The organism is Microvirga rosea (assembly GCF_020595095.1).
GTDB classification, from domain to species: Bacteria; Pseudomonadota; Alphaproteobacteria; order Rhizobiales; family Beijerinckiaceae; genus Microvirga; species Microvirga rosea.
The window spans coordinates 164,897-186,785 of record NZ_JAJDOP010000005.1; the positions used below are offsets into that span (position 1 = coordinate 164,897).

The 21,889-nt window shown below is 59.8% G+C and carries 23 protein-coding genes; 18 read left to right on the forward strand and 5 right to left on the reverse strand.

Annotation, left to right across the window (positions count from 1 at the left end):
- Nucleotides 1-63: 63 nt before the first annotated feature.
- From LJD17_RS14700 to LJD17_RS14740, 9 genes are read left to right on the forward strand one after another with little or no spacing between them, the layout of a single operon-like run.
- Nucleotides 64-1,866: a methanol/ethanol family PQQ-dependent dehydrogenase gene (locus tag LJD17_RS14700; protein ID WP_227384936.1), complete on the forward strand. Its 1,803-nt coding sequence runs from the start codon at nucleotides 64-66 to the stop codon at nucleotides 1,864-1,866.
- Nucleotides 1,847-2,668 carry a quinoprotein dehydrogenase-associated putative ABC transporter substrate-binding protein gene (locus tag LJD17_RS14705; RefSeq protein ID WP_227384937.1) on the forward strand — a complete coding sequence of 274 codons (822 nt, stop codon included), beginning with the start codon at nucleotides 1,847-1,849 and terminating at the stop codon, nucleotides 2,666-2,668. Before LJD17_RS14700 ends, LJD17_RS14705 begins: the two co-directional genes overlap by 20 nt.
- A complete protein-coding gene (locus LJD17_RS14710) occupies nucleotides 2,665-3,225 on the forward strand; it encodes a c-type cytochrome (protein ID WP_227384938.1) in 561 nt (186 codons plus the stop codon). Before LJD17_RS14705 ends, LJD17_RS14710 begins: the two co-directional genes overlap by 4 nt.
- Before the next feature lie 8 nt (nucleotides 3,226-3,233).
- A complete protein-coding gene (gene coxB / locus LJD17_RS14715) occupies nucleotides 3,234-4,235 on the forward strand; it encodes a cytochrome c oxidase subunit II (protein WP_227384939.1) in 1,002 nt (333 codons plus the stop codon).
- Entirely contained in the window at nucleotides 4,232-6,154 is a 1,923-nt protein-coding gene (gene ctaD, locus LJD17_RS14720) for a cytochrome c oxidase subunit I (protein WP_227384940.1), read from the forward strand. Before coxB ends, ctaD begins: the two co-directional genes overlap by 4 nt.
- Nucleotides 6,151-6,750, forward strand: coding sequence for a cytochrome c oxidase subunit 3 (locus LJD17_RS14725; RefSeq protein ID WP_227384941.1), 600 nt, complete (start codon nucleotides 6,151-6,153; stop codon nucleotides 6,748-6,750). Before ctaD ends, LJD17_RS14725 begins: the two co-directional genes overlap by 4 nt.
- A gap of 7 nt (nucleotides 6,751-6,757) precedes the next feature.
- The gene (locus tag LJD17_RS14730; protein WP_227384942.1) at nucleotides 6,758-7,108 is read left to right on the forward strand and encodes a hypothetical protein; all 351 of its coding nucleotides are present in this window, start codon (nucleotides 6,758-6,760) and stop codon (nucleotides 7,106-7,108) included.
- Nucleotides 7,105-8,013 carry a cytochrome c oxidase assembly protein gene (locus tag LJD17_RS14735; RefSeq protein ID WP_227384943.1) on the forward strand — a complete coding sequence of 303 codons (909 nt, stop codon included), beginning with the start codon at nucleotides 7,105-7,107 and terminating at the stop codon, nucleotides 8,011-8,013. Before LJD17_RS14730 ends, LJD17_RS14735 begins: the two co-directional genes overlap by 4 nt.
- Nucleotides 7,994-8,560, forward strand: a complete 567-nt coding sequence (locus tag LJD17_RS14740) for a c-type cytochrome (RefSeq protein WP_319799702.1) — start codon at nucleotides 7,994-7,996, stop codon at nucleotides 8,558-8,560. The genes LJD17_RS14735 and LJD17_RS14740 overlap by 20 nt, the downstream gene beginning before the upstream one ends.
- A gap of 21 nt (nucleotides 8,561-8,581) precedes the next feature.
- Here LJD17_RS14740 and LJD17_RS14745 read toward each other — a convergent pair whose 3' ends face one another.
- Complete coding sequence (locus LJD17_RS14745; protein WP_227384944.1) at nucleotides 8,582-8,839, reverse strand: hypothetical protein; 258 nt, start codon at nucleotides 8,837-8,839, stop codon at nucleotides 8,582-8,584.
- 180 nt (nucleotides 8,840-9,019) lie between these two features.
- Here LJD17_RS14745 and LJD17_RS14750 point away from each other — a divergent pair, with 180 nt between their 5' ends.
- The gene (locus LJD17_RS14750) at nucleotides 9,020-9,514 is read left to right on the forward strand and encodes a shikimate kinase (protein WP_227384945.1); all 495 of its coding nucleotides are present in this window, start codon (nucleotides 9,020-9,022) and stop codon (nucleotides 9,512-9,514) included.
- A gap of 48 nt (nucleotides 9,515-9,562) precedes the next feature.
- On the opposite strand, the gene LJD17_RS14755 is transcribed toward LJD17_RS14750, so the two are convergent.
- The gene (locus LJD17_RS14755) at nucleotides 9,563-10,030 is read right to left on the reverse strand and encodes an RNA polymerase subunit sigma-70 (protein ID WP_227384946.1); all 468 of its coding nucleotides are present in this window, start codon (nucleotides 10,028-10,030) and stop codon (nucleotides 9,563-9,565) included.
- Between the two features lie 317 nt (nucleotides 10,031-10,347).
- Complete coding sequence (locus tag LJD17_RS14760; protein WP_227384947.1) at nucleotides 10,348-11,211, reverse strand: DMT family transporter; 864 nt, start codon at nucleotides 11,209-11,211, stop codon at nucleotides 10,348-10,350.
- 114 nt (nucleotides 11,212-11,325) lie between these two features.
- Here LJD17_RS14760 and LJD17_RS14765 point away from each other — a divergent pair, with 114 nt between their 5' ends.
- Nucleotides 11,326-12,771 (forward strand): aminotransferase-like domain-containing protein, encoded by a 1,446-nt coding sequence (locus tag LJD17_RS14765; RefSeq protein WP_227384948.1) that lies wholly within the window; start codon nucleotides 11,326-11,328, stop codon nucleotides 12,769-12,771.
- Here the strand turns inward: LJD17_RS14765 and LJD17_RS14770 are convergent.
- Together LJD17_RS14770 and LJD17_RS14775 are read right to left on the reverse strand one after the other, a co-directional pair.
- Complete coding sequence (locus tag LJD17_RS14770; protein WP_227384949.1) at nucleotides 12,730-13,725, reverse strand: Gfo/Idh/MocA family protein; 996 nt, start codon at nucleotides 13,723-13,725, stop codon at nucleotides 12,730-12,732. The genes LJD17_RS14765 and LJD17_RS14770 overlap by 42 nt on opposite strands.
- A gap of 23 nt (nucleotides 13,726-13,748) precedes the next feature.
- Nucleotides 13,749-14,816 (reverse strand): LacI family DNA-binding transcriptional regulator, encoded by a 1,068-nt coding sequence (locus LJD17_RS14775; protein ID WP_227384950.1) that lies wholly within the window; start codon nucleotides 14,814-14,816, stop codon nucleotides 13,749-13,751.
- 159 nt (nucleotides 14,817-14,975) lie between these two features.
- Here LJD17_RS14775 and LJD17_RS14780 point away from each other — a divergent pair, with 159 nt between their 5' ends.
- The 7 genes from LJD17_RS14780 to LJD17_RS14810 all read left to right on the forward strand — a co-directional run bounded on the left by LJD17_RS14780 (nucleotide 14,976) and on the right by LJD17_RS14810 (nucleotide 21,883).
- The gene (locus tag LJD17_RS14780) at nucleotides 14,976-16,220 is read left to right on the forward strand and encodes an ABC transporter substrate-binding protein (RefSeq protein WP_227384951.1); all 1,245 of its coding nucleotides are present in this window, start codon (nucleotides 14,976-14,978) and stop codon (nucleotides 16,218-16,220) included.
- A gap of 80 nt (nucleotides 16,221-16,300) precedes the next feature.
- On the forward strand, nucleotides 16,301-17,236 hold the full coding sequence (locus tag LJD17_RS14785) for a carbohydrate ABC transporter permease (protein WP_227384952.1): 936 nt from the start codon (nucleotides 16,301-16,303) through the stop codon (nucleotides 17,234-17,236).
- Complete coding sequence (locus LJD17_RS14790; RefSeq protein ID WP_227384953.1) at nucleotides 17,233-18,117, forward strand: carbohydrate ABC transporter permease; 885 nt, start codon at nucleotides 17,233-17,235, stop codon at nucleotides 18,115-18,117. The genes LJD17_RS14785 and LJD17_RS14790 overlap by 4 nt, the downstream gene beginning before the upstream one ends.
- 3 nt (nucleotides 18,118-18,120) lie before the next feature.
- On the forward strand, nucleotides 18,121-19,200 hold the full coding sequence (locus LJD17_RS14795; RefSeq protein WP_227384954.1) for an ABC transporter ATP-binding protein: 1,080 nt from the start codon (nucleotides 18,121-18,123) through the stop codon (nucleotides 19,198-19,200).
- 61 nt (nucleotides 19,201-19,261) lie between these two features.
- On the forward strand, nucleotides 19,262-20,029 hold the full coding sequence (locus LJD17_RS14800; RefSeq protein WP_227384955.1) for a sugar phosphate isomerase/epimerase family protein: 768 nt from the start codon (nucleotides 19,262-19,264) through the stop codon (nucleotides 20,027-20,029).
- A 5-nt stretch (nucleotides 20,030-20,034) separates the two neighbouring features.
- Entirely contained in the window at nucleotides 20,035-21,210 is a 1,176-nt protein-coding gene (locus tag LJD17_RS14805) for a Gfo/Idh/MocA family protein (protein ID WP_227384956.1), read from the forward strand.
- Between the two features lie 22 nt (nucleotides 21,211-21,232).
- Nucleotides 21,233-21,883 (forward strand): ThuA domain-containing protein, encoded by a 651-nt coding sequence (locus LJD17_RS14810; RefSeq protein ID WP_227384957.1) that lies wholly within the window; start codon nucleotides 21,233-21,235, stop codon nucleotides 21,881-21,883.
- Nucleotides 21,884-21,889: the final 6 nt, after the last annotated feature.

Here is a 21,889-nt window from a genome sequence, read left to right on the forward strand (position 1 = left end):
TTCTGAGAAGCGAAGCCGTTGAGTCACGCCGACCCAAGACTCCGATCGTTCAGGGGTGCGTTGATGTGCCGTTTCGTTGGTCTGATTTTTGGCGTAACTTTTGCTTTGTCAGGCCTCATAACTTCGGCAACCGCCCAAACAGCCCAGCCCGCTCCTCCGGTAGCTGCGGCCCCGTCCGAGGATGGCCAATGGGTGATGCCCACCAAGAATTTCGCAGGAACGCGCTATAGCGAATTGTCCGAGATCAACACGGACAACGTCAAGAACCTGCAGGTCGCCTTCACGTTCTCCACCGGAGTCAACAAAGGGCAGGAATCGTCGCCGATCGTTGTCGGCTCCACCATGTATATCCTGTCTCCCTACCCCAACATTCTCTATGCGCTCGATCTCTCCCGGCCGGGCGCGCCGCTGAAGTGGCAGTACAATCCGAAACCCGATTCAGCGGCTCAAGGCGTCGCCTGCTGCGATGTGGTCAACCGGGGTCCGACTTTCGCCAACGGCCGGATCTACTTCACCACCCTCGATGCGAACGTGGTCGCGGTCAATGCCGACACGGGCGAGGAAGTCTGGAAGACGAAAATCGGTGACATCAACAAGGGCGAGACCATGACCATGGCGCCCTTGGTGGCCAAGGACAAGGTCGTCGTCGGAATCTCGGGCGGCGAGTACGGCGTGCGTGGCTGGATCGAGGCGCTGGATGCGGCCTCCGGCAAGAGCGTCTGGAAAGCCTACAGCACCGGTCCCGATCAGGATGTGAAGATCGGCAGTGCATTCAAGGCATTCTACGATTCGGAGAAAGGCAAGGATCTCGGTGTGACGACCTGGCCGCCGGACGCCTGGCAGCAGGGCGGCGGCACGGTATGGGGTTTCATCACGTACGATCCCGACCTCAACCTCATCTTTTACGGCCCCGGCAATCCAGGCCCATGGAATCCGAACCAGCGGCCCGGCGACAACAAATGGACCAATGGGGTCTTCGCGCGCAATCTCGATACCGGAGAAGCTCACTGGTTTTATCAGTGGAACCCGCACGATCTTTTCGATTGGGACGGGATCAACGAGAACGTTCTCCTCGATCTCGATTGGAAGGGGCAGAGACGCAAGGTTCTCGTCCACCCGGACCGCAACGGACTTCTCTATGTCGTCGACCGCACCACGGGCGAGGTGCTGTCCGCCAGTTTCTACCATGCGGTCAATGCGCACCAAGGCGTCGATCTGGCAACTGGCCGGATCAAAATCAATCAGGACAAATACCCGCTCCAGAACAAGGTCATTCGAGACATCTGCCCTACGGCGCCCGGAGCCAAGGATTGGAGCCCCTCCGCGTTCTCGAACAAAACCGGATATCTCTATATTCCCCATAACAACCTATGCATGGATTGGGAGAGCGTCGAGCCCAACTACGTCGCCGGAACCCCTTATATCGGCGCAGAAGTCAGGATGATCCCCGGCCCGGGCGGGCATATGGGTGAATTCTCCGCCTGGGATATCGTGGCAGGCAAGGAGGTGTGGACCATCAAGGAGCGTTTCCCGGCGTGGGGCGGCGCAATGGCGACTGCCGGAGATGTCGTCTTTTACGGGACGATGGAAGGATGGTTCAAGGCTGTTCACGCCCGGACCGGTGAAGTGCTTTGGCAGTTCAAAACCGACTCCGGGATCATCGGGCAGCCGACGACCTATCGGGGTCCCGACGGCAAGCAGTACGTGGCGATCATTTCCGGCGTCGGCGGATGGGCGGGCGCCATCGTCTCCAACGATCTCGATCCGCGCGATGGAACGGCGGCCAAAGGCTTCGTCAACGCCATGCGGGACTTGAAAAATGTCACCACGAAGGGAGGAACGCTCTATGTGTTCAAGCTTCCCTAGAATTCTCGTGGCGGCGGCCTTGCTTGTCGGCGGCCAGGTTCAGGCGCGGGAGCTGCGCGTGTGTGCCGATCCCAACAACCTCCCCTTTTCCAATGCCGCGAAAGAAGGTTTCGAAAACCGGATTGTGGATCTTATCGCCCGCTCCCTCGAGGCGGACGTGACGTATGTCTGGCGTGCGCAACGCCGTGGGTTCCTGCGCGAAACCCTGAAGGCCGAGCAATGTGACCTCGTGCCAGGATTGCCGAGCAATCTGGAAGGTGTGCGCACGACGGCCCCCTATTACCGGTCAAGCTACGTTTTCGTCGTTCGGTCAGGGGAACCCTTGCCGAAATCCTATAACGACCCGCTACTGCGTGAGCGCCGTATCGGCGTCCAGCTCGTCGGCGACGATGGATGGAACACGCCGCCTGCCCATGCCCTCGCGCGACGGGGCATTACCGACAATGTTCGGGGTTACACTCTTTACGGAGATTATCGGGAACCGGATCCGCCCGCTCGCATCATCAGGGCGGTTGCGGACGGAGAGATCGATATCGCCGTCGCCTGGGGGCCTCTCGCAGGATATTTCGCATCGCGACAGAAAGTGGCCCTCGACCTTGCGAAGGTCAGCCCCGCTTTCGACGGTCCGCAACTTCCCATGGTCTGGGACATCTCCCTCGCCGTGCGAAAGGACGATGATGCCTTGCGCCGTGAGCTCGACGACTTCCTGCAGCAGCATCGTGGCGAGATCGACATGATTCTGGCGGATTACGGCGTTCCGCGCCTCGATGCCGTTGCTCATCATGCGGCAGGTTTCCCATGAAGCTGTTACCGTTCATCATCTGCCTTGGCTTTTCTCTCGCAGCATGTGAGCGGGAGAAGAGGGATTTCCGCACAGCGCCCGTTTCGGAAGAGAGCCAGGAAAAGACAGCGCTTGTATCCCTATCCCCCGGAAGTTCTCCGCCCGAACAGGAGGTTTCGGGAAAGGCCCGCTCCTTTGAAGGCAATGCTTATCACCTGAGTCAGGGAAAGCGCCTCTATGCATGGTTCAACTGCAATGGTTGCCATGCCAACGGCGGCGGCGATTCCGGACCTCCGTTGATGGACGATCGATGGATTTACGGCAGCTCCCTGGAGAACATCGTTCAGACGATCCGGGAAGGTCGCCCCAACGGCATGCCGTCGTTCCGCGGCAAGCTTCCCGATGATCAGATCTGGGAGCTTGCGGTCTATGTTCGCTCCATGAGCGGCCTCGAGCCGAAAGCGGCGGCGCCCAGCCGGAACGACGATATGCATCCGCTTCCATCCGAGAACCGGATGCCGCCAAGTTCGCCGGTGCCGGGTGGCAGCGCCTCGCCATCGGCCACAGCCCCTCAATAGGAGGGCACATGCGTCTCCGCATCGTCAGTATCGCATCTCTGGTCCCCCTGGCAGGTTGCAAGGGATGGCAATCGGCTCTCGACACTCATGGGCCAGGCGCGACATCCCTTGAAAAGCTCTTCTGGATTTTCCTTTTCATCCTGACGGTCGTGTGGATCCTGACGATGCTGGGCTTGCTTGTGGCCCTGCGAGCAAGGCGCGACGCGGCCACAGACCCTCTGGCGGTCGATGCCACCAGGGAGCGGACGATGACCCGCACGGTCGCGACGCTTGTGGGCCTGACGGCGGTCACCGTGCTGGCCTTGACCGGCTTTAGCTACGCTTATCAGAAGCGTCTTTTCGATCGGACGGAGAACGTTCTCACGATCAAGGTGACGGGACATCAATGGTGGTGGCAGGTCGATTATGAAGACGAGCAGCCGAACCGAACCTTCACCACAGCCAACGAGATTCACATCCCGGTCGGAGAGCCTGTCCGCCTCAAGCTTGAGGCGAGCGACGTCATCCACTCGTTCTGGGTTCCAAGCCTCATGGGCAAGATGGACAATATTCCCGGCCGTCAGAACGTCATTGAACTGCAGGCAGACCGTGAAGGCGTGTATCGCGGTCAATGCGCGGAATTCTGCGGCTGGCAACACGCCCATATGGCGATGCTGATTGTCGCCAAGCCCAAAGCCGAATTCGAGAACTGGAAAAACCAGCAGATCGCATCAGCCTCGCCTCCGTCCGACGATGCGCAAAAGCGCGGCGAGCAGGTCTTTTTCACGAGCCCCTGCGTCATGTGCCATTCGGTGCGCGGCACTTCGGCCGGTGGAAGAGTCGGGCCGGATCTGACCCATGTCGGAAGTCGCCTGACCCTCGCTGCCGGCACGCTTCAGAACACGAGAGGCAATCTGGCCGCATGGATCGTTGATCCTCAGAGGATCAAGCCGGGGACCAATATGCCGCTCATGCAGATCAATCCTCAGGATCTCGACCTGCTCGTCAGCTATCTGGAGGGCCTGAAATGAGCGAAGCCTATGCGGCGCCGGACCCCAAGGAGCTGCGCGATCATCAGATCGGCGGGCCCGAGCTGACGGCTCGGCTGGCAAAGACATGGGGTACGGAGAAAGGTCTGCTGGGAGCCCTTTCCACCGTCGATCATAAGATCATCGGCCGGCGATACATCATCACCGCATTCCTGTTTCTCTTTCTCGCCGGTCTGGCCGCGGTCGCCATGCGCCTGCAGCTGGCGCGTCCGGAGAGCAGGCTGATTGGACCTGACCTCTACAACCAGCTCTTCACCATGCACGGGACAACCATGATGTTCCTGTTCGCCGTGCCGGTGATGGAAGCGTTCGCCGTTTATCTCGTGCCTCTCATGGTCGGCACGCGCAACATCGCATTTCCGCGCCTGAACGCCTTCAGCTACTATGTTTATGTCTTCGGCGGTCTCATGATCTGGGTCGCCTTCATGCTCAACATCGGCGCGGATGTCGGCTGGTTCGCCTATGTGCCGCTCTCCGGCCCGGAATTCTCCCCGGGCAAGCGGGCCGACATATGGGCGCAGATGATCACCTTCACGGAAGTTTCCGCTCTGGCCGTCGCGGTTGAAATCGTCGTGACCGTGCTCAAGCAGCGCGCGCCAGGAATGACCCTCGACAGGATACCGCTCTTCGTCTGGTCCGTCTTCATTACGTCCTTTCTCATCATCTTCGCCATGCCGGCGGTGATGATCGCCTCGACGTTCCTGATCCTCGACCGCCTGATCGGCACCCATATTTTCAACCCCGCCGAAGGGGGCGATGCGCTTCTTTGGCAGCACCTCTTCTGGTTTTTCGGGCATCCCGAGGTCTATATCATTTTCCTGCCCGCGACCGGGATGGTGTCGGCCATCATCACGACGTTCTCGCGCCGCAGAACATTCGGCTACCTTGCCCTCGTGCTCTCTTTGATTGCCACGGGTTTCCTATCGTTCGGCCTGTGGGTGCACCACATGTTCACGACGGGACTTCCCCAGCTCGGCGCGAGTTTCTTCACGGCATCCAGCATGCTGATCGCCATTCCCAACGGCATCCAGATCTTCTGCTGGATCGCCACATTATGGGACGGACGGCCCATTTTCCGTACACCGCTTCTCTTCGTCCTTGGCTTCTTCTTTATTTTCGTGGCAGGCGGCCTCTCGGGACTTATCCTCGCCTCGGTTCCTCTCGATACTCAGGTTCACGATACCTACTTCGTGGTGGCGCACTTTCACTATGTGTTGATCGGCGGCGCCGTCTTTCCGCTGCTCGGCGCCGTTTACTACTGGTATCCGAAGATCGTCGGCCGCCTCTTGGACGAACGTATCGGGAAATGGCACTTCTGGCTTGCGTTCGTCGGCTTCAACGTGGGCTTCTTCCCCATGCATATCACCGGCCTGATGGGCATGCCCCGGCGGATCTACACCTATCTTCCCGAAATGGGCTGGGGCAATCTGAACCTTCTTTCGTCCGTCGGCACCCTCGTCTTTTTCTTCAGCTTCGTCGTGTTTCTCTGGAATGTGGTCTCCAGCGCCAAATCGGGAGCCGTGGCCGGAGACAATCCGTGGGATGCAGGGACCCTGGAATGGGCGACATCGTCGCCTCCACCGCCGCAGAACTTCGACCGCATTCCCGTTGTCACCAACCGTGAACCGTTATGGGCCGAGCGTGAAAAACTGCCCGTGGCGACAGGTCTAAGCGTCGAGAATCGTGAGCTGATCGTCTCGACCGTCACCGAAGCCCGCGCCGATATCCGCGAAACATCGCCCGAGCCTTCGATCTGGCCCCTCCTAGCCGCCATTGCGACAGGGGTGACGTTCATTGCCTCGATCTTCACGCCATGGGCCGTGGTGTGGGGCAGCGCGATCGTCGGCGTCGCACTCATTGCATGGTTCTGGCCCAAGGGCGCGAAAGAGGACGAAGCATGAGGCACGACCCCGTTCTCGACGTTTCAAAGCTGCCCACCTATGGCTTCGGGCACCGCAGCCCGATGTGGTGGGGAACGCTGGGCTTCTGCACGCTGGAGGGGATGGGCTTCGCGATTGCGATCGGCGCGTATCTCTACCTTTCCTTTCTCAATCCCCAATGGCCCTTGAGCGTACCGCCTCCCGACCTGATTTGGGCGAGTCTGCTGACGATCCTGCTCATCATCAGCATCATCCCGAACTATCTCACTCAGAAATTCGGCGAAGAGGAAAACCTCGCCAAGGTTCGTGTCTATCTCGTTGTCATGTCGGTTCTGGGCTTCGTGGCCATCGGAATTCGCTTTCTGGAGTTCGGACGCCTCCATGTGAAGTGGGACCAGAACGCCTATGGCTCCCTGCTGTGGGCCCTGCTGGGTCTACACACCACCCATATCATTACCGATGTCGTCGATACCCTCGTGCTCACGGCCCTGATGTTCACCCGGCATGGCCACGGCAAGAGATTCAGCGATGTCGGAGACAATGCCTTCTACTGGAACTTCGTCGTTCTGTCGTGGCTTCCCATGTATGCCCTGCTCTACTGGGGCCCGAGGCTATGAGGCGCCTATGATCTCGTATCTGCGCAGCGGTATTCCGTCTGCCGGCATTTTTGCCGGTCCTTCTGCTTGGCTTCTCAATACGCAGATCAACTACGCACTCGTACCCTGGATTTGCGCTCACCATATGCGCCTCGTGCCGCTTGTGGCTTGCGTGATGGCGGCCTTAAGCCTCTTCGGCGGATTTCTCTCGTGGCGCGCCTATGACCGCGCGAGCATCACACCCCAGCCCGACAGCTCCGGAGCGGGACGACCCCACCGGTTTACGGCGGCGACAGGCATCGGAATGGCGCTTCTGTTCGCGCTCGTGATCATTGTTCAAGGGACCGCGGGCATAGTCTTTCACGGATGCGAGCGATGAGACGCGTTCTGATCCTGACTGCCGTTCTGGCTCCTCTTCCGGCCTTGGCACATGGGGGTAGCCACGATCCGGCATCCCCATGGTCGCTCGAAGCATGGGTGGCGGCCCCCCTTCTTGCATCCGCCGCTCTTTATACCTGTGGCGTGATACGCCTTTGGCGAAAGCTGCAGCCCGGTCGCGGTGTCCGTGGCTGGCAGGCCGTGAGCTTCGCCTGTGGATGGATACTTCTCGCCATAGCCCTTGTTTCTCCGATGCACGAACTCGGCGAGCGTCTCTTTGCGGCCCACATGCTGGAGCACGAAATCCTGATGACCGTGGCGGCCCCTCTTCTGGTGATCGCCCGTCCCGTCGGAGGAATGTTGTGGGCTCTGCCCCCCGCCCTGCGGCGCAGCATCGGCGGCATCAGCCGGCACAAAGGGGTGGCCCGGTTGTGGCGTGTTCTGATCGATCCGCTCGTCGCGACGGTCCTTCATGGAGCTGCCGTCTGGATCTGGCACATCCCGGTCCTTTTCAACGCTGCGCTCGCCAATCCCGCAATTCATGGCCTTCAGCATGTCAGCTTCTTCGGAACCGCTCTCCTGTTCTGGTGGTCGCTCCTGAGAGGCCGGGCCCGCGTGAGAGGGTATGGGGTGGCCGCGCTCTACCTGTTCCTCACGGCTCTTCACTCCGGCTTTCTCGGCATTCTGCTGTCGATTGCGCGCGCGCCGATCTATCCGGGCCAATCAGCGGCCGCTCCGCAATGGGGACTGATGCCTTTGGAAGACCAACAGCTGGCCGGCCTCATTATGTGGGTGCCCGCAGGGGTAGTTTACGCCGCAGCGACGCTTGTCATGCTGGGGATCTGGATCCGCCAATCCAGCATTCCGTCACTCTCAGGAGGAGGTCATGCGCCCCTACCGCGCTAACCCGCCTTTCATGGCGCTTGGAGCTGTCCTGGTTGCCTGGGCGCTGGCGAAGCGTCGAGGGGGTCGTGACACTCGAAAAGCGAAGGCTTCGCCCGACCCTCAAGACATATACGCAGCTCCCGCTTTACCGCAGCTCTCTCGACGCACCGCCCTTTGGAAAAGCCTGGGCTTAGGAGCTCTTGCGGCCATATTGATCGCAGGCGGGTATCTCGGCGTTTATTACCAGTCGCTCCAGGATCGACGGGATCACGCAGAGCGCCTTGTCGGCGGACGCGCGCACCAGGGACAGATTGCGATTGCCCGTTATGGCTGCTCCGGCTGTCATACGATCCCCGGCATATCGCGAGCAGACGGCCTCGTGGGACCGCCCCTCACCTCTCTGCCACGGCGCGTCTACATCGCCGGAGTCCTGAAGAATTCGCCCGACAATCTCGTGCGATGGATTGTCGACCCTCGTCAAATCAACCCGCAGACTGCAATGCCCCGCACAGGCATTTCGCAAGCCGAAGCGCGTGACGTCGTTGCCTATCTTTATACGATTGACTAGACACGCCGAACAAGCGTCACATTAAAAATGTGACTTCATCGCCGCGATCAGCTCATCCTTGATGCGCTCCGCTTCGGCGCTGAAGGCCAAGCGGGATCCGTCGGTTGTCGCAAGACCGCGTTCCACCAGCTCCTTTACGGCGTTTTCATTAGCCTTATGACCTGCGCCGTCATCCAAGACGACATGCGACACGGGTTCTCCACTGTCGAGCTGATGGAAGATGGCGAAGGCGAATACCGCAATGGCTTCGTTGCTGAGGCTGTCCGGTCTGCTGGTCATGAGGCTTTTCCATTGGCAAATGAAACGTCGGTTGATCACCAACGCGATGGGACGCGGTCCCTTCGGACGCTTGATCGTCAACCTTGACAATGGGAGACCTGAAAGCCCAACGTCCTGGCGTTCGGCTGATCCGAGCAGCGCCGTGGCGGCCTTGTTGCATGAACCTTTGGAAGCGTTTCCATGTTGACGATCATTCACGTTAATGGCCCCATCAACAGCGGCAAGACGAGCGTCGGGAAGGCCTTGGCCGATCTCTTGCCGAACGCGGCCTTCATCGATGGCGACGATCATGATGCTCCGGATGACGCGCCTCTTGCCATTCGGGTAGAGGCCGCCCTCGCCCGAATAGAGAACGAAATTGCCAAGGCATGGGGGTCTTTTCTGGTTGTCGCTTATCCCTTGGAGATCCAGGATTACGAGCGTCTCCGCAACAAGGCCGATAAAAGGGGTTCGCGCTTTTTCGTTTTGACGTTGGCTCCCCCTCTTGAGGTGGCCCTGATGAATCGCGGCGAACGAACGCTCGCCGCCTCGGAGAGGCAGCGCATCCTGGAGATGTATAGGGAAGGATATCATACGCGCCCGTTCAGCGACGCCAGCCTGGATACAACGGGCCTCACTCCTCTCGAGAGTGCTGCGCGCGCGGTGGATCTCATCCGACGAGCACCTGCATCATGATCCACCAAAAGAACGGAGCCGGATGCTCTTTCGGCGGTCTGGCGCCTCTCAGGGCTTCGTCGAAGCGCCGATCAAGTCCTCAAGCGACAGCTGATCCGGATTGCGCTTGGATTTTCGTGACTGTCCCGTATCGGCGCGTGCCGCGGGACGCACGCGAGCGGTGATGGGCCTTTCCGTTTTCGCCCTTTCCATTCTGGCCAGCGCCTTATCCCGAGCGATTGCCTCGGGAGCTTCAGGATCGTCCTGGAGCCATCGTCGTCTTTTGACGACCTCGTTGACCCGGCCCTGATTGACTCCAAGCTGGAAGGCGATTTCCTGTTGGGTCATATCCGTCGTTGCGTGCAGTTCCAGGATCTTGTGCGCCAATTCCGGCGTCATTTTCCGACCCGACACGCGCCTTGCGGGAGCGATAGTGCGCTTTTCCTTATCCTGCTGTCGGAGCCTCTCCAGGATTGCCAAGGCCATATGCATTCCCTGCTCACGCAAGGCTTCCTCAAACTGCTTGAGCGTGGTCAATAGGCGAACTCCTCGAAAGCCTACCCGAATACGCAGGCGTGGCATGGATCCCTTTGACAATGCGAAATGGGCAGATGTCCCGAGCCTTTGCACCCTCAGGCGCGCGACCGAACTCATCCGAACCATAGTCGTTGAAGAAGAAATTGGGTCAAAGATGCAGGTATTTCAAGCGGCCTGACAGAATTGGGCCAAGCCTGATCCCGTGCGTTCAATGAACGGAGGCATGTCTGGAAATGGAATCGTTGTAATATTAAAGGCGGTTCCGCGGGCTGAAGCCCTCGCTGTGCCGCTGCCGCCGCGTTTGTTGCTTCCTCTGGTCAGCGAGCAAATTTTCTTGCCGCAGCGACGCACAACACAACTGCGAGAGTGACGGCGAGCATACCCGGACTCACGTGTTCGTTCAGGAGCGTGGCCGCCAGTGCGAGGCCGAAGAAGGGCTGGAGCAACTGCAATTGGCCCACCGCCGCGATCCCGCCCAAGGCGAGACCCCGGTACCAGAATACGAATCCGATCAGCATGCTGAAGAGTGACACATAAACGAGGCCCAGCCATGCAGCATCGCCGATCCCCATGAAAGTCGGAGGCATCGTCCAGAGACTGAGACCCAGCATCAATGGCAGGGACAACACGAGTGCCCAGGAGATGACCTGCCACCCACCGAGCCTTCGGGAGAGCTTGGCACCTTCGGCATAGCCGAGGCCGCAGACGATGACGGCCGCCAGCATCAGGAGATCTCCAATCGGTGCGGCCGAAAGTCCTTGCGCTGCAGCAAAGCCGATCACCAGGGCACTACCGGCGCACGAGAACAGCCAGAAGATCGGCCGAGGTCTCTCCCCACCACGGATAACCCCGAAGATCGCTGTTGCGAGGGGCAGCAGTCCGATGAAGACGATCGAATGGGCGGACGTGACATGCCGGAGCGCCAGGGCGGTGAGCAGCGGAAATCCGACCACGACCCCCAATGCAACGATGATCAGCGACCCGAGATCACCGCGTTCAGGATATTTCTGGCGAAAAGCAGCCAGAGCGCAGATGGCGAGAAGCCCTGCGATCGCCGCGCGCGCAGCCGTCAGGAAAACCGGATCGAAGTCCATCACCGCGACGCGGGTTGCCGGAAGAGAGCCGCTGAAAATCAGAACCCCTACGAGACCACTGATCCATCCACTGGTGGTTTTACTCATCGTGCCCCCATTCCTCGCATCTGTCATGAACCGGGGGCTATGGCGTTTCCAGGGACAATCCCATACAGTTTCCCCAAACTGTTATGGTCGATAGGACAATACGGTCTGCTGGAAATGCTTGCACGGAAAGAAGGAACGCTTGTCTCCAGCCTTATGGCGACCGTTCGCCAACGAATTGCGGCGCGCAGCCTGACGCCGGGGGCACGGCTCCCGTCGATCCGAGCCTTCGCCAAAGCCATGCAGGTATCGACCTCGACCGTTGTCGAAGCCTACGAGCGCCTGGCTGCGGAAGGCATCATTCGCCCGCGCCCAGGCTCCGGCTTCTATGTCTCGAGCCCCCTTGCTCCCCTCTCCCTGACGGAGATCGGCCCGAAGCTCGATCGGGAGGTGGATCCCTTCTGGGTGTCCCGTCAATCCCTGGCAGCGGGACCGGATATGCTCAAGCCTGGATGCGGCTGGCTTCCTGCATCCTGGATGCGGGAGACGGGGCTGCGACGTGCATTGCGGGCTTTGGCGCGGGCCGATGACGCGACACTGACCGATTACGGCTCGCCTCTCGGCTCGCCAGCGCTGCGGCAACTTCTGACGCGGCGAATGGAGGAACACGGCATAGAGGCTTCCCCTGACCAGATCATCCTGACCGAGTCGGGAACGCAGGCAATCGACCTTCTTTGCCGTTTTCTTCTCGAACCCGGTGACACGGTTCTGGTGGACGACCCCTGCTACTTCAACTTTCATGCGCTCTTGCGCGCACATCGTGTCAACGTCGTTTGTATTCCCTTCACACCCGTCGGGCCGGATATCGACCTGTTCGGGAAAGCCCTGGTCGAACACAGTCCCCGTCTTTACGTCACGAACTCCGCCATTCACAATCCGACAGGGGCGGTCCTCTCGCCTGTCGTTGCGCACCGTCTCCTGAAACTTGCCGAGCCGGCGGGCTTGACCATCATCGAAGACGACATCTTTGCGGACTTCGAGCAAACCCCGGCACCAAGGCTGGCCGCCTTCGATGGTTTCGAGCGCGTGGTGCATATCGGCAGCTTTTCCAAAACGCTTTCCGCATCCGTCCGCTGCGGTTTCATTGCGGCGCCGCGCAGCTGGATCGAGGACCTCACCAATCTCAAGATTGCGACCGCCTTTGGGGGCGGAAGGCTTTCCGCCGAATTGGTTCTCGCCCTTCTCAGGGACGGAAGCTACCGCAAGCACATGGAGGAGTTGCGTCTCCGCCTTTCACGGGCCATGAACGAGACGACCGCTCGGCTTCAGGCACTGGGCTTCGAGCCCTGGATCAAGCCGCAGGCCGGCATGTTCCTCTGGTGTCGCCTTCCCGAAGGATTGGACGCCAGCGAGCTGGCCCGCCGAGCGTTGGCACAGAACGTCATCCTGGCACCAGGAAATGCGTTTAGCCTCTCACGCTCCGCAAACGGCTTTATGCGCTTCAACGTCGCTCAATGCCTGGATGATCGTATCTTCGACGTTCTGCAGGCTGCGATGCGGGAATGCAGCAGCGCGTTGTGGCTAGACCGTCTCCCAGGCATTGGAGGTTTCGGAACGCCGTAGCGCATCCAGGATCCGCATGTTCTGGCACGCATCGTCAATGCCGTATGCGGGCGCTTCCAAGCCTCGCACCGCGCGGCCGAAAGCTTCCGCCTGAAGCTGGTATTGGTCGCTGGCAGGACATTCTACGGTCCTTACGGAGTTTCCACCCGAACCAGGGATATCCACGAGGATATGCGTTGGATGGTCGCTTGGCGCATTAAAGGGAAGCTCGATCTCGATCCGACCTCGAGTGCCGAGAACGTTGACCCGTTGGAACGGCACGGCTTGAGTGGATACCGAGAACGTCAATTGCCGGCCTTGGCCGAAATCCATGATCGCGCTGGCCGTCCGGTCCACGTCGAACGCCGGGTCCCGCTCGATCAGCGAGATGACCCGAAGCGGTTCGGCATCGAAGAAATATCGTCCGGCAACCACAGCATAGCAACCTATATCGAGCAGGCCGCCGCCACCGATATCAGGCTTGTTGCGGATGTTCTGCGGATCCGCGTTGAAATATGAGAACGCAACCTGAATCATGCGAAGGTCACCGATGTCACCGCCCCGGATCATGTCGCGAGCGCGCTGCCACCGTGGTTGATGACGAACCATGAAAGCCTCGGCGATCAGAATCCCGGAAGGCGCCTCACGGAGCTGCTCCGCTTCCGAGGCCGTGATGGCAATGGGCTTCTCGCAAAGAACATGCTTGCCCGCACGAGCCGCCGCAAGAGTCATCGGAACATGAAGATGATTGGGCAACGGGTTGTAGATCACCTCGACATCCGGATCGGCGAGCAGCTCCTCATACGAAGCGTAAGCTCTCGCAATTCCGAACTCTTCGGCCATCTGCCGCGCCGCGTTTCCATTCCGGGACGCGACCGCGGCAATCGTGCAGAGCGGACTTTTCTGAATTCCTGGAACGACCCTGACACGGCCAATTCGCGCCGTGCTTAAAATTCCCCAACGAACCGGCTCCATAGACCTCTCCCATGCAGTGACGATCATGCTTCAGACATGCGCCGCCGACGCACCCCGGCTGACACGGGCCCGGTCGTATCACGAGCAAGGAGCGTAAGCGGCAACCTCACGTTCCAATCCTCGGGCCTCATCTCGCCGCGCATCATATTCAGGAGTACGTGCCCCCCTGCTCTGCCGAGCTCATGCAGCGGCTGGCGAAATGTCGTCAGGGTCGGCTCGGTGTAGTCCGCGAATTCGATCCCGTCGAAGCCGACAATGGAAACATCCTCCGGAACGCGCACGCCGTTGGCGCGCACGGTTTTCAGAAAGCCGATCGCACTCTCGTCACATGTGGCGAAAATGCCGGTCGGGCGGTTCTTCAGGCGCAGGAAGTTCTCTGCCGCGGAAACGCCCGCCGCAAAAATGAAACGACCTTCCCAGCGGACGAAATCCTGTTGACCGAGTCCTGCATCGGCAAGTCCTTCGAGAAAACCCGCAAAGCGCTCCCCCTCGATGACATTGCCCAACGGCCCCGAAATATAGCCGAGCCTTTTATGACCCAGGGACGCCAGATGATGCACGGCAGCACGTGACGCTTCACGATCCTGAACGACGACGTTCGGTATTCTTCCGTCGGGAATCGCCGCACACATGGCGACTATGGGAAGACCCGCCTCTCCCATGTGACGGGTTCCATCTCCAGGAAGGCGGCCGGTCATCAAGAGGATACCGTCAACTTGGCGGGAGCGGACGAGATCCACATAGCGCGCCTCCCGTTCGGTACAATTGTCGAGATTGCCTATGACAAGACCGTAACCGGACTGGGTCAGCTCATCATCGATCCCGCGTAAGATCTGCGCGAAGACTGGGTTGGCAAGGTTCGGCACCACGACCAGCACGGTCATCGTGCGGCGCGTCCGGAGGTTGCGTGCGACACTGTTCGGTGTGTAGCCGCTTCGGCGCACCGCATCCATCACGAGATCGTGCGTTTTCGATCGGACCATGTCGGGATTGGCCAATACGCGGCTCACGGTAGCGGTCGAGACTCCGGCAAGTCGAGCCACATCGGCGATGCGTATCTCCTTAACTGTACGCCATCGCTTTCGGCTCATTCGTGTTACTCCCCTTCGCCACATAAGAAAGTCGTCTCTATGTTATCAAGAAACGCCCGACGTCAACTTGGTGCTTGACTTATTCTCAAGCCGATTTCAACCTACACCTAAAGATGTAATCGATTACAAAGTCGATCAAAACGCTTCTGGGAGGAAGCCATGAGCCTGAAGACACGCATTTCTGCGTATACCCTTGCTGTTGCCGTTGTCTGGAGTCCGGGAGCGTTTGCCCAACAAATGAAGGCTGAGGTCCTGCATTGGTGGACCTCGGCCGGAGAGTCGGCGGCGGTCAAAGTCTTCGCCGATCAGTTCACCAAAGCCGGCGGCACCTGGGTCGACAATGCCATCGCAGGCGGCGCCAATGCCAGAACGGCCGGGATCAACCGGATGGTCGGCGGCAACCCACCGACCATGATGCAGTTCAACACCGGCAAGCAATTCGACGAACTCGTCAGCAATGATCTCCTGCGTGACATGGAAAGTCAGGCAAAAGCGGGAAAATGGCGTGAGTTGATGCCGAAGCCGATCGTCGACGCGACCGTGCGCAACGGAAAATTCTATGCCGTTCCGGTCAATATTCATGGACAGAACTGGCTCTTCTACAACACAAAGGTCTTCGCCGACGCTGGACTTGAGCCACCAAAGACGTTTCCGGAGCTGATCCAGTCCGGCGAGAAGCTGAAAGCCAAAGGGATCATCCCGATTGCCCTCGGCGGCCAGCCGAACTGGGAGCACAATCTGTTTCGTGCCGTGCTCGTAGGCCATGGCGGAGCCGATCTCTTCCGCAAGGTCTATGGATCCCGCGATCAAGCGGCGGCCAAAAGCCCCAAGATGAAGGAAACCGTCGAACTGTTCGGGAAGATGCGGGCTCTTGTCGACCCTGGAAGCCCCGGACGGAATTGGAATGATGCCACGGCCCTGGTGATCACCAACAAGGCAGCCATGCATTTCAACGGCGACTGGGCCAAAGGTGAATTCCTCGCCGCCGGCCAGACTCCTGGCAAGGAGTATGGGTGTACGCTGGTCGGCGAAGGGGGCGGAAAGCTCGTGATCGGCGGCGATGTTTTCGTCTTCCCGGCCACTAAAGACAAGGCGATGCTCGCCACCCAGGACAAACTCGCCGAGATTCTCCTGGATCCGGCAACTCAGATCGCGTTCAACAACAAGAAAGGATCCATTCCGGTTCGAATGGATGTGGACGTGTCCTCCATGGATGTCTGCGCCCAGAAATCCCATGCGGTTCTCAGCGATCCCGCCAATCAGGTGGAGGCCATGGAGCTTCTGAGCACGCCGAACTTCTCCGGCGCGATGCAGGACGCCGTCACGCAGTTCTGGAACAACCCCAACATGTCGGCCGATGCTTTCATCGAGAAGATCACCGCCGCCATGCGTGACGCCAGCTGACGCCGCAGCACAGCGATCGGGATCCGGCCGGTGAACTCCATCACCGACCGGATTTACCTCTCTCCTGAAAAGGGTGTGCGATGAGTACGGTCTCGATTTCCACCCCGGCCGTTACGGCGCCGAACTCTCACGGCAGGCGCCTCTTCAGAAAACGCCTGCCCGCGGCGATGGCGCTCTTGCCGACGGCTCTCGTGGTTCTCGTCGTCTATATCGGCTGCATGGTATGGACGGTGCGCCTGTCCTTTACGAGTTCCACGCTTTTGCCGAAGCTCGATTGGGTCGGAATGACGCAATACACGCGGCTTTTCGCCAATGACCGGTTCGTCACATCGGCGGAGAATATTGTCATCTTCGGCATCCTGTTCATCGCCGGATGTCTCATTCTCGGCTTTCTTCTCGCTGTCTTCATCGATCAGAACGTTCGTGCGGAAGGCATTTTCCGCACCGTATTTCTTTACCCCTATGCCATGTCCTTCGTGGTTACGGGCGTTGCTTGGCAGTGGTTCCTCAATCCCGGCCTCGGATTGCAGAAAGTCGTCCGGGACCTTGGCTTCGAATCCTTCACCTTCGATTGGATCGTCAGCCAGGACATGGCGATCTACACCATCGTCATTGCCGGCCTCTGGCATGGATCGGGCCTCACGATGGCCATTCTTCTGGCAGGCCTTCGTGGTGTCGACGAGGACCTTTGGAAGGCCGCGAAGGTCGACGGGATCCCGACTTGGCGGGTTTACACATCCATCGTCCTGCCGCTTCTCAGGCCAATGGTCGTGACGGCAACGGTGCTCCTCGCGACAGGCGTCGTGAAACTCTACGACCTGGTCGTGGCCATGACCATGGGCGGGCCCGGCATCGCAACCGAGGTGCCGGCGAAATTCGTGATGGATCACCTCTTCGAGCGAAACAACATCGCGCTTGGAACCGCGGCCGCGACCATCATGCTGATCTGCGTCGTGTCCATCCTGGCGCCCTGGGTCTATGCCCGCTATGTGCGGCCGCAGGGGAGGCATGCATGAACACGGCCGAGCCTCAAGGCAGGCGCCCTCGCCGCCTCACAGCCGGGCGAATGGGTGTGTACGCCCTTCTCATCTCGGCGGCCCTGTTCTTCCTGCTGCCGCTCTGGATCATGATCGTCACATCCTTGAAGCCGATGGAAGAAATCCGGCTCGGAAACATTCTGGCCCTGCCGGTAGCGTTTACCCTGGAGGCTTGGACGAAAGCCTGGTCGTCCGCATGCACCGGACTCGAATGCAATGGAATCAGCGTCGGATTCTGGAACTCCGTTCGAATTCTGATCCCGTCGGTCGTGCTTTCCATCGCCTTCGGAGCGGTCAATGGCTATGCCTTGTCGTTCTGGCGCGTCAAGGGTGCCAACGTCCTGTTCGGCATTCTTCTCCTCGGAGCTTTCATCCCCTACCAGGTCTTTCTTTATCCGCTGGTGCGTATCTTCTCGATGACGGGCATTTATAATTCTCTGCCTTGCATCGTGATCGTCCATGTCATTTTCGGGTTGCCGACGATGACGCTGCTCTTCAGAAACTACTATGCCGGTCTGCCGCTCGAACTCTTCAAAGCCGCGCGCATCGATGGCGGAGGGTTCTGGACGATCTTCCTGCGCGTGATGCTTCCGATGTCGATTCCGATGCTCGTCGTCGCGACCATCCTGCAGGTCACCGGGATCTGGAACGACTTCATCTTCGGACTGACGTTTGCTGGCCGCGAGAATCTTCCCATGACGGTCCAGCTCAACAACATCGTCCATTCCACCCAGGGGGAGCGAGCCTACAACGTGGACATGGCTGCCACCATGCTCGCCGCTCTGGTTCCTCTCGTCGTGTACTTCGTCTCGGGACGTTGGTTTGTCCGCGGCATCGCCGCAGGTGCTGTGAAAGGGTAGAGCATGGGCGCAGTCTCGGTTCGCGACGTCACCGTCGCATTCGAAGCGTTCCGAGTTTTCGACGGCTTGAACCTGGACATCGAGGAGGGAGAATTCATCGTTCTTCTCGGTCCGTCGGGATGCGGGAAGTCGACTCTGCTCAATGCTATTGCGGGCCTCCTTGACGTCGCTTCCGGACAAATCTGGATCGGCGGCAAGAATGTCACCTGGGAAGAGCCCAAGGATCGCGGCATCGCGATGGTCTTCCAGTCTTACGCTCTTTATCCCCGGATGAGCGTCCGTGAGAACATGTCCTTCGGCCTCAGAATGGCCAAAACGCCGAAGATGGAAATCGAAAAGCGTGTCAAGCACGCCGCTGAACTCCTGCAGATTACGCATCTGCTTGACAGGCGTCCCGACCAGCTATCGGGCGGACAGCGCCAGCGCGTGGCGATCGGCCGGGCTCTCGTGCGCGATGCTGCCGTGTTCTTGTTCGACGAGCCGCTTTCAAACCTCGATGCCAAGTTGAGAAATGAACTTCGGGTCGAGATCAAGAGGCTCCACGCCCGCTTGGGGAAGACCACCATGGTCTATGTCACCCATGACCAGATCGAGGCGATGACCTTGGCGGACCGCATCGTCGTGATGAAGGAACAGAAGGTGCAGCAGATCGGCACGCCCGACGAAATCTATCGTCGGCCCTCGAACCTGTTCGTCGCCGGTTTTGTCGGTTCTCCCCAGATGAACTTCATCAAGGGCCGCATCGAGTACAACGACCACATTCCCGAGTTTGTAATCGGTCAACGTCGTCTGCCGCTGTCTGACTATCTCTTCCACGACGGGCGGCCGGCGGCCCAGGACGTCATTCTCGGTGTCCGCCCTGAACATCTCGACATCGTGAATGATGGAACATGGGCCGACTTCACCATCGATATTGTGGAGCCGATGGGTGCGGACACCGTGTTGTGGTGTAGCGACCGCGAAGGCTCCCTGCAGATCCGCACCAATGGAAGTCGAAAAGCAGCGCCGGGCCACCGTTTGTCGCTGACGGTCGACGCCGCCCAGGTTTCCCTCTTTGCCGCCGAGACAGGCGAGCGGCTGTGAAGCACCGGTCGTCCCGTTCTCTTTATATGCCGCCTCTCACTTTCTCTTCATGAGGACTCCTATGAGCGTCACGGACATTCTCTCGATCCAGCTATATACGTTGCGGGCGATGGACAACCTGGACCGCATTCTCGACACGGTCGCGGACGCGGGATATCGCAACGTCGAAATGGTTGGGTCGCACCTTGATGACGCCGCCACCATAAAGTCAAAGCTTGACGCCAGAGGCCTCAAGGCGTCTTCGAGCCATGTCAGCTTGGCGGCCCTGCGTGAAAAGCCGGAGGCGGTTCTCGGCGCCTGCGAGACGCTGGGCTTCAAGGATCTTTTCATGCCGGCTGTCCCACCTGAGCAACGGGACATGGATGCGACGGGGTGGCGATCGCTCGGGAAGGAGCTCGGAAAGATTGCGGAACACTTCCAAGGTCGCGGTGTTCGCCTCGGCTACCACAATCACCACTGGGAGCTGAAGCCGAAGGATGGAGAGAAAACCGCCCTCGAGCTGATCTTCGAAGCCGCCGGAGGAAGCCCGTTGACATGGCAGGTGGACGTCGCCTGGCTCGTTCGTGGCGGCGCTGATCCGGAGCACTGGATTGATCGCTACCGCGACCGGATCACGGCCGCCCACGTGAAGGACATCGCTCCTACCGGACAAAACGAGGATCAGGACGGTTGGGCCGATGTCGGCTCCGGCGTTCTCGACTGGCGCGATCTCTGGAAGGTTTGCCGCGAGGCGGGAGCCGAATGGATGGTGGTCGAGCACGACAAGCCGGCGGACCCCGCTCGAACAGCCCGCAACAGCTTTGCTTTCCTGCGTGGAATTGAGGATTGACGATCATGAACTCTTTGAATGTCGGCATCATCGGATGCGGCAACATCTCTGGAATCTATCTCCAGAACATCCCGGCTTATCACGGCCTGACTTTGCGTGCCTGCGCAGATATGCGCCCTGAGGCAGCCCAAGCCCAGGCGACCCGCTTTGGGATCGAGGCTCTTGGCGTCGACGAGCTTCTGGCGCGAGACGATATCGACCTCGTGGTCAATCTGACGATACCGAGCGCTCATTTCGGGGTCTCTCTCGCGGCGCTCAGTGCCGGCAAGCACGTGTTTTCGGAAAAGCCCCTGTCGGTGGATTTCGAGCAGGGCCGTCGACTGGTCGACGAGGCCGAGATGCGAGGCGTCCTTCTCGGGTGCGCTCCGGATACGTTCCTCGGCGCCGGCGGACGGCTTGCGCGCAAGCTCGTGGACGATGGGGCCGTGGGCCGCGTTCTTTCCGGCAGTGCATTCCTGATGTCTCACGGCATGGAACACTGGCATCCGGATCCGGAGTTCTTCTTCAAGCCGGGTGGAGGGCCGATCCTCGACATGGCTCCCTACTATCTCAGCGCTCTCGTCAACCTCGTCGGCCCGGTCAAGCGCGTCCTCTCCATGTCGAGCATTGGATTTCCCGAGCGCGTGGTGACCGCCGAATCACCTCGCAAGGGCCATCGAATCGCGGTTGAAACACCGACCCACGTGACGGCCCTACTGGAATTCGCCTCCGGAGCACAGGTCAGCTTCTGCATGAGCTGGGACGTCTGGAAACATGGACATCCGGCGATCGAGCTTTACGGCACCGAAGGCTCGCTGCGCGTTCCTGACCCGAACTTCTTCGGCGGACATGTGGAAGTCACCGAACGCGGCGGCGATTGGCGCGTGGTCGATTCCAGCGAAATGCCGCTGGGCGCGCCGAACTGGCGCTCTCCGAACTGGGCGCCCGATGCGCCGTCGCGGGCCAACTATCGTGCCTTGGGGTTGGCCGAACTTGCGAGCGCCGCGCTGCAGGGAACCCCCCATCGCTCCACGGGGCGCCTCGCCCTCCATGTGCTCGAGGTCATGCACAGTATTCTGGAGGGCGCCGCGACCGGTCAGCCCAAGGCCATTACGACGACGCTCGAGCGGCCTCCCGTTCTGGAGGACGCGGATGCAGCCGCGCTCTGGAAAGGTGTGCCGCAGACCGCTTCAGCCGCTTAAAGCCAGGGAACACGGTTCGATCATGAGCGAAGCATTGATCGTATGGGGCGGTTGGACGGGCCACGAGCCGGAACAATGCGCCACTATCGTTGCGGATATGCTGAAGTCCGAAGGGTTCAAAGTGACATTGGAGAACTCGACGGCAGCGTTCGCGGATCCGAGGCTTTCAGAGCTGAGCCTGATCGTTCCGATCTTCACCATGTCGAAGATCGAGAAGAGCGAGGTCGAAAATCTGTCCCGTGCGGTGAAAGGCGGCGTCGGCCTTGCAGGCTATCACGGCGGGATGGGGGATGCATTCCGCGAGGCGGTCGAGTATCAGTTCATGTGTGGCGGCCAGTGGGTGGCGCACCCGGGAAACATCATCGATTATCGGGTGAACATTACCCGCCACGACGATCCGATTATGCACGGCATCGATGATTTCGACTATCGCTCGGAACAATACTACATGCATGTGGACCCATCGAATGACGTTCTCGCCACAACGACATTCTCAGGCGAGCACGCTTCTTGGATCGACGGGGTCGTCATGCCTGTCGTGTGGAAGCGGCATCATGGTCAAGGGCGGGTCTTCTACAGCTCCCTTGGGCATGTCGCCAAGGAGTTCGACGTCCCGCAGATGCGCACGATCTTCAAGCGCGGGATGCTCTGGGCGGCCCGGGCGGCGTCCTGACACCTC